Below are 7,617 nucleotides of genomic sequence, written 5' to 3'. Positions count from 1 at the left end.
CTTCTGGGCGGTGGTCAGCCGGCGGGAGCGCGCGATGGCCCGGTCCAGCCGGTCGCCGCCGCGCCAGGCGAGCCGGAAGGCCGCCAGATCACCGAGGACGGACGCGCCCGCCGCGCAGAACATCAGGATGAGCAGCGAGGGCACCTCGCGCGGGACGCGGGCCACCTGGTCGGCCGCGTTGACGACCGTGCTCGTACCGGCGGCTGCCGCCGTCGCGGCCGTGATCACCAGCACGCCGCTGGGCAGGACGGGCAGAAACACGTCCAGAAGTACGGAAAGAGCCACGACGGCGTAGATCCATGGGCTGCCCGTCAGCGACCCCAAACTGTCCAACACTTTTCCGACTCCCCGCCCGATCCTGTGAACAACGCCGCGTAGTCGCAGGAGTGCAGACAGGAGCAGCTTGCCAGCCATACAGCGTACGCCTGAAGGGTACGGGCAGACGCGCCGGGGTGCCCGGAATTTCCAGCCTTTCCCGGGACCGTGCCCTTACGGGCTTGACGGTGCCCGGACCTTCGGTCGAAGGTCCGGGCACCGTCAAAAGGCGGCAAAAGGGGACGAGGTGGTACGGGGTCAGGCGGCCACCGGCTCCGGCTGTTCCTTCCGTTCCTCCCCGGACCGGGGACCCGCGCCGCCGGATCCGCGTGAGGTGAAGAGCTGGTCCAGGGCGAAGGCGCCCGGGCCGGTGAAGACGATCAGCAGGAACGCCCAGCAGAAGATGGCCGCGCCCTCGCCCTGGTTCTGGATGGGGAGCAGCGCCTCCGGCTGGTGCACGGTGAAGTACGCGTACGCCATCGAGCCCGAGGAGATGAAGGCGGCGGTCCTGGTCCCGAGGCCGAGCAGGATGAGCGCGCCCCCGACCAGCTCGATGAGGGCGGCGTACCAGCCCGGCCACGTACCGGCCGAGGTGGCGTCCTTACCGAAGAGTCCGAAGATCGAGGACGCTCCGTGGAACGCGAAGAGGAGTCCGACGACCACCCGGAACAGTCCGAGTGCGTAGGGCTGCGCGTGGTTGAGGCGTGCATTCATGGGGGGTTGTACTCCTTCGATCAATGGTCTGGACCGATGAGTGGCTCCCTCACGTTAGGTATCCCTAATCGATGCTTGCAAGTTCAACATTTGGGCGGCGATCAATTCGCGCCGCGTCCTGTTTCACGCCTCTGACCAGGATGTCCAAGGTGGCACGTGCCACTGCGTCGGTCTCCGAGAGCATCACGGAGTCGACACCCGGCCGCGCGCCCGCGGCCGTCACCCAGTGCACTCCCTCGGTCGGCACCCCGAGCGCGAACCTCCGCGGGTGGGCCTCGCCCTGACGGTCGATCAGGTGGTACGGGCGGCGTGTTACATCCAGGCCACCCGTCTCGTAACCACCGACGGTGTGCGGCCGGCACTGACCCGTCTTCAGCAGTCGCGAGAGCAACGGGTCGCAGCCGCGCCGCAGATCCGGTTCCGGCAGCCTCGCCTCCACGAGGGTGGTGGCCCGTACGGCCGATCCGGGCACCTCGGGGGACTCGGCCACGAACACCCCGTCCTGTACCCGTACGTTCATCCGCGGCCCGATCACGTCGAGCACGCCCGCCTCGATCAGGGCGGTCATCTCCTCGATACGGCGGCGGGGCGGCCCGATGGAGAGGAACGCGTTCAACGGCGTGTACCAGCGGTCGAGATGGTCGCGCCGCGAGGAGCCGGAGAGGCCGGCGTGGTCCACGATCAGCCGCAGTTCGTTGCGCAGGTCGCGCAGGACGTCCAGGGCCGCCTTGACCGGGCCCGCCACATTGCCGAGCGCGGCCTCGGCGGCGTCCTTGCGCAGATGGATCAGCAACCAGGCGCGGTGATCGGCGGGATCGAGGAAGACCCGGTCCCCGTACGGGCGGGAGATCCGGTCCCAGGACCAGCGGGCGGCGGGCTCGAACCCGGCGTCGTCCAGGACGGCGGACTCCTGCGGGCTGCCGTGCGGCGCCATGAGGAAGCGGTCCAGGAAGGAGGGCAGGGGGACGGGGGAGGCGGGGCCCGCGCCCGAGGCCAGGACCGTGGCGTAGAAGACCGCCTCCACCTCCTTGGCGACCAGCGGCCATATCTCCGTCAGGAAGTCCGGCCGGTCGCCGTCGTCCGCGCGCTTGCGGAACCCCGCGATCACGTCCGGCGTCAGCACCAGCGGGCGGTGCCGTTCGGAGGGGCCCTTCGCGTTGTCCCCGCGCGCCTGGTACGGGATCCCGCGCCGCGATCCCGCGTACAACTCGGGCTCGCGGCCCGACGGGTGGTATACGAGGACACCCTCGGTGTCACGAGCAAAGATCCCGCCGCGGCCCGCCGTCAGCAGCGCCATGTGATCGAAGAAGTTCAGACCGAGCCCGCGCAGGAGCACCGGTTCGCCGGGAGCGATCCCAGTCAGGTCGACATCGGCGGGATTCGAGGGCGGGACGTAGCGCAGACGGTGACGCTCCGCATACTCCGCGAGTACGGCCTGGGTCTGACCGAAAATCACCGGTAGGTGACCTTGAGCGAGCACCACGGCGGAGAGTCCGGAGAGCGTCGTCCCGTTGTCGAGGGTGAGGATCTGGCGCGGGCGGCGGAGAGTGGGGCGTCCTGGGCCGCTCGGGTTGTTCGCGTCCGTCTGCTTCGGAGCGGACATGTCCGTCCCGTGCGTCTCGTCCGTCCCGTCCGTCCCGTCCGTCCCGCCCGTCAAGGCCGTCAAGGCCGTCACGTCCCCCGGGTCCGCCAGATCCGTGAGGTCGTCATCCAGACGGATCGCCCGCGCCCGGTGCACCACCACCGTCACGTTCTCCGGGGCGTGGTCGGCCGTACGCCGGAACGCCCACTCCAGGTAGCGGCCGTACGAGGCCCGGCTCGGGTAGTCGTCGGGGCCCAGCCGCTCGCCGGGCCGGTCCACGGCCCACTCGTACAGACTCGGGCCGGGCCGTATCGGCCCCTCGCACGCCACGGTCGGGTCGGTGAACACGGTGACCTGCGAGGCGACCGTGTTCATCAGCAGTTCGGCGGGCTGGTCGGTGCGCCACACGCGGCCGGGGCCCGGCGGCTCCGGGTCGACCACGTGCACCGTCAGCGGGACGTCCGGGGCGAGTTCGGGCACGGACGCGCAGAGTCTTTCGAGAACCGAGGTGCCGCGGGGGCCGGCGCCGACGACGGCGAGGGAGTGGGGCAGGGGCTGCCGTACATCGGACAAGCTGTGGCTCCCGGGACATGGGGGGTGGAGGAAGGGAAGGCCGCCACTGGAAGCGGATCGTCCGCTCATCATGCCGCTGGTCCACCGGGAGTCGAACCCTTGGGCGGGGGATCACCCTCTGTGGGAAGGATCACGGAGGGGTTGGGGCAAGGAAATCGAGGGGGTTCGGGAAAGAGTTTGTGCGGATCGCCCATTCGGCGCCCGGGCGCCCGGGCGGCCGGAGTGGTCCGACCGCCCGGGCGGCTTGTCACGGAGTCAGATCACGGAGTCAGGTCACGGAGTCAGGGACCGTTCCTGTACGGTCACCAACTCCGCGCCCCCCTCCTTCGCGAGCGCGTGATCCAGCCTCAGGTCGGCGGACCGGCCACGCAGCGTCAGCGTCATCAGCTGGTTGCCGAACCAGGGGCCCCCCGTCCTGCGCCACGAGACCGACGAATGGCCCACCCGGCCGTGCCGCCTGAGCGCGCGGCCCAGCCCCCGGCCCAGCCCGCTCCAGCCGAACCGGAAACCGATCTTCATCGAGGCGGGGATGGAGTTGTGCACCGGCGAACAGGTCAACTGGAGGACACGGGCGTCCGGTCCGCCCGAGCCGTCCGCCCAACGCGGTTCCGCGATGTACGCGTGATGTACATCCCCCGACAGCACGCACACGGTCGCCGGCGCCCCCGGACCGCTGCCGGCCTCCGCTATCAACGCGGCCAGTTTCTCGAAGGACTTGGGGAAGGCGGCCCAGTGCTCCAGGTCGGCCCCCCGGCGCAGCCATTCGCCGAACCGGGCCCAGCGCGGCCCGCGTTCACCGCCGCAGAGGGCGGAGTCCCAGGACTCGACGTCGTGGATGAAGGGCGGGAGCAGCCAGGGCAGGGACGTACCGACGAGGAGATGGTCGTACGATCCCCGCCCGTCGCCGGAACCTCGTCCGTCGGACGAGTCCTGACCGTCGACCGGTCCCCGCCCGTCGAGCGCCTGTTCGCGGACCCACCGCTCCTCGCCCTCGTCGAGCATCGCGCGCTCGCTCTCCTTCAGGACGCGCGCGGCCCGGGAGTCGATCATGACCAGTCGCGTACGGCCGAAGTCGCGCCGGTAGCTCCAGCGCACCCCCGCCGGGTCGCGGTCGGCCTCGGAGGCGAACTGCCGGAGCCGCTCCGTGCCGTCGGACGCGGCGCGGACCTCCGCGTACACCTCGTCCGTCTCCAGTTCGGCGGGGGACAGGTTGCCGAGGTGCTGATAGACCCAGTACGACATCAGCCCGCTGAGGACGCGCTCCTGCCACCAGGGCTTCTCGCGCATGTCGGAGACCCAGGCGTCGCTGGTGTTCCAGTCGTCGATCAGGTCGTGGTCGTCGAAGATCATGCAGCTGGGGACGGTGGAGAGTAGCCAACGCACGTCCGGGTCGCCCCACGACTCGTCGTACAGATGGCTGTACTCCTGGTAGTCGGCGACCTGTTCGCCGGGCGGCTCGCTCAGGTCGCGGCGTTTGGCCAGCCAGCTCTGGGTCGCCTTCGACGTCTCGTCCGCGTAGACCTGGTCACCTATGAGAAGGAGCACGTCGGGGCGTCCGCGCCCCCGGCTGTCCTGGCCCGTCGGGAGGGTCTCGCCGGTCGCGGTGGTCTCGGCGGCGATGCGCAGCGCGAGGGTGTCGAGGGCGTCGGGGCCGACCGGGTCGGGCTCGCCGTGCGGCGGGGACGCCCAGCGGCAGGAGCCGAAGGAGACCCGCAGGTCGGTCGTGTCCGCGGTGGGGCTGCGGATCACGCTCGGCGGGAAGCGGGAGTCCTCGGGCGGCCAGACGCGGTTGTCGTCGAGCACCACCTCGTAGGGGGTGGCGGTGCCGGGGGTCAGCCCGGTCACCGGGATCAGGGCATAGTGGTGCCCCGCGACGGTGAACGTACGGGAACTGCCGTACGCCCCGTCCTCGCACCGCACTTCCGCAGTGCACGGCCGGTCGGTCTCGACCCAGACGGTCGCGGTGCCGCGGCCGTCCCAGTCGACGTACCGCAGCAGTGGTCCCAGGCGCAGCCCGGTCATGTGTGCCCTCCTCCGTCGTTCCGTACGGTACGGAACGACGGAGGGACGTGGCGAGTGGGGCGGGTGATCGGAGTGCGGGCCGGAGAGAATTCGCCGGTCGGTCAGCAGCCGTTCAGGATCGACTGGAGCGCGCTCTTCTCCGCCGAGTCGACGGACAGCTTCCAGTAGTACTTCACCTGCACCCAGGCGCGGACGTACGTGCAGCGGTACGAGGTGACGGACGGCAGCCAGGTGGCCGGGTCCTGGTCGCCCTTGGCCTGGTTGACGTTGTCCGTGACCGCGATGAGCTGGGGCCGGGTCAGGTCGTTGGCGAAGGACTGCCGCTGGGAGGTGGTCCAGCTGCTCGCACCGGAACGCCAGGCCTCGGCGAGCGGCACCATGTGGTCGATGTCCACGTCGGCGGCGGCGGACCAGGTGGCGCCGTCGTACACCGAGAACCACCGGCCGCTGGTGGCGGCGCAGCTGGAGTCCTGGACGACGTTCGTTCCGTCGCGCTTGAGCACGACCTCGCGGGTGTTGCAGGCGCCGGACTGGGTGATCCAGTGCGGGAACAGGTCGCGGCTGTAACCGCTGGAGGAACCTTCCGCCTTCACCGTCAGCTGGGTGAGGTACGTACGGGCGGTGGCGGCGGTGACCGGCGTGGGGAGCGCGGCCTGGGCGGTGGGGGCGGTGAGCAGGGTGGCGGCGGCTGCGAGGGCGGCGGAGACGGCGAGGACGGCGGCGCGGCGAATTCCACGCGCGTAGACACCAGACATGCGAACTCCCTTGTGGTGGGGGTGTGGAGAGAGCTGTACGACGACCGCCCGCCATCGTCGCGGTGGCGGGTTTCGTGGGGGTGGGCGTCAGGTAACAGCGTGACGACATGTGCACGTCATATCAAGAGGTGGACGCGCGTTGATTCGGGGTGGTGTGGGGGTTGTTGCGTGTGGTGGGGGGCGTGCGGGGGGCGCGGGGTGCCCAGTTGGGGGCGGCGGTGGAGGTGGTGGCGGAGGTGGTGGCGGTGCGGTGGTGGTCACCGTCGGCTGGGGGGCCGGGAGTTCGGCGGGGCGCTCCGGGCCGTCGGGCGACGGCTGGGCGGTCGTCGGGTGGCGGCCGGGCGGTCGTCAGACGGTGATCAGGTCGTCGTCATGTCGTCGTCAGGCCGTCGTCAGGCCGTGAGGTGCAGGCGGATCCCGCCGTCCGGGAGGGCTTCCGCGCGGACGTGGGTGAGGTCCTCCACGTGGGCCGTGGGGGAGTGGGGCAGGGCGCGGGGGCCGATGCCCACCACGCGCATGCCCGCCGCGAGGGCCGCCGTGATGCCCGCTTCCGAGTCCTCGAACGCCACGCAGTCCGCCGGGGCCAGGCCGAGGGCCGCCGCGCCCTTGAGGAAGCCTTCCGGGTGGGGCTTGCTGGAGGTGACCGACTCCGCGGTGACGCGGAGGGCGGGGGGCGGGAGGGCGGCGGCCTTCATACGGGTCGTGGCCAGGGTCTCGTCCGCCGAGGTGACCAGCGCGTGGGGCAGGCCGGCGAGGGACGCCAGGAAGGCGGGGGCGCCGGGGACGGGGACCACGCCGTCCGTGTCGGCGGTCTCCTGGGCGAGCATCACGCGGTTGTCGGCGAGGTTCTGCTCCACCGGCCGGTCCGGGAGCAGGACGGCCATGGTGGCGTGCCCCTGGCGTCCGTGGACGACCTTGAGCGCCTCGTCCGGGTCCAGGCCGTGCTCGACCGCCCAGCGGCGCCACCAGCGCTCCACCACGGCGTCGGAGTTGACGAGGGTGCCGTCCATGTCCAGGAGGAGGCCACGGGTCGTGAGGACGGTCACGGCGGGCGGGGTGGTGGCCGGCATCGGGGTGCTCCAGGGGCGGGAGAAGAGGCAAGCGGCTCCGACCGCCGGTCAGGGAGTACGGGCGGAGCCGCTTTGTTCAGCCATTGTACAAAGTCGGTCAGTGGCGCCTTCCGGGGCCCTGGTGGTCGCGCCCGGGCCCGTTTCCCTGGCCCTGTCCCCCTGCCTCGGCTTCCAGGGACCGGCGTGTGTCCGGGCCGTAGACGCCGCGCGGGTCGCCGCCGATCTTCCGGTAGATCTGGTACGCCGCGACCGCCACCTGCACCCGCTGGTCGAACTGCCCGTCCGGGGTGCCCTGGTAGAGCCGTATCCCGGCCAGCCGCTGCTGGAGCTCGACGACCTCGGGACCGGAGTCGCCGAGACGCAGCGCGCCGCCCGTGAGGGCGGGGGGAGGCGTGGAGGTCTCGGGGGACGCGTCGGCCGGGCGGCCCGTGGGGGAGGCGGTGGCCGAAGGCCGTTCCGACGGTACGGCCTTCGGCGGCGCGGAGGGCTTCGCCGACTCCGGGGCGGACGCCGCGGGCGCGGAGCCGGTGCCGTTCGGCGCGTCCGGGGACGCGGAGGGCTGCGGGGTCTCGCTAGGCTGTTCCGA

Annotated in this window: 6 protein-coding genes and 1 pseudogene; all 7 read right to left on the bottom strand. The window is 71.5% G+C overall.

Annotated features, from left to right (window positions below; all coding sequences use genetic code 11):
* Window positions 1–336 (bottom strand): annotated as a pseudogene (locus GT042_RS35315) (hypothetical protein); the annotation flags it as partial.
* 237 nt (window positions 337–573) lie between these two features.
* Complete coding sequence (locus GT042_RS35310; RefSeq protein ID WP_161312770.1) at window positions 574–1,029, bottom strand: DoxX family protein; 456 nt, start codon at window positions 1,027–1,029, stop codon at window positions 574–576.
* Window positions 1,030–1,093: 64 nt separating this feature from the next.
* Entirely contained in the window at window positions 1,094–3,184 is a 2,091-nt protein-coding gene (locus GT042_RS35305) for an FAD/NAD(P)-binding protein (protein WP_237531521.1), read from the bottom strand.
* Window positions 3,185–3,457: 273 nt separating this feature from the next.
* The gene (locus tag GT042_RS35295; RefSeq protein WP_161312769.1) at window positions 3,458–5,206 is read right to left on the bottom strand and encodes an alkaline phosphatase D family protein; all 1,749 of its coding nucleotides are present in this window, start codon (window positions 5,204–5,206) and stop codon (window positions 3,458–3,460) included.
* Between the two features lie 101 nt (window positions 5,207–5,307).
* A complete protein-coding gene (locus GT042_RS35290; RefSeq protein WP_161312768.1) occupies window positions 5,308–5,961 on the bottom strand; it encodes an HNH endonuclease family protein in 654 nt (217 codons plus the stop codon).
* Between the two features lie 392 nt (window positions 5,962–6,353).
* Window positions 6,354–7,031, bottom strand: coding sequence for an HAD-IA family hydrolase (locus GT042_RS35285; protein ID WP_161312767.1), 678 nt, complete (start codon window positions 7,029–7,031; stop codon window positions 6,354–6,356).
* Window positions 7,032–7,128: 97 nt separating this feature from the next.
* Window positions 7,129–7,617: peptidoglycan-binding domain-containing protein (locus tag GT042_RS35280; RefSeq protein WP_202534674.1), on the bottom strand; the 489-nt coding region annotated here is incomplete at its 5' end.

Origin of the sequence: Streptomyces sp. SID3212 (genome assembly GCF_009865405.1) — a bacterium.
GTDB lineage: Bacteria > Actinomycetota > Actinomycetes > Streptomycetales > Streptomycetaceae > Streptomyces.
Note: the sequence above shows the minus strand (reverse complement) of the source record. Positions and strands in the feature narration are given on the sequence as shown.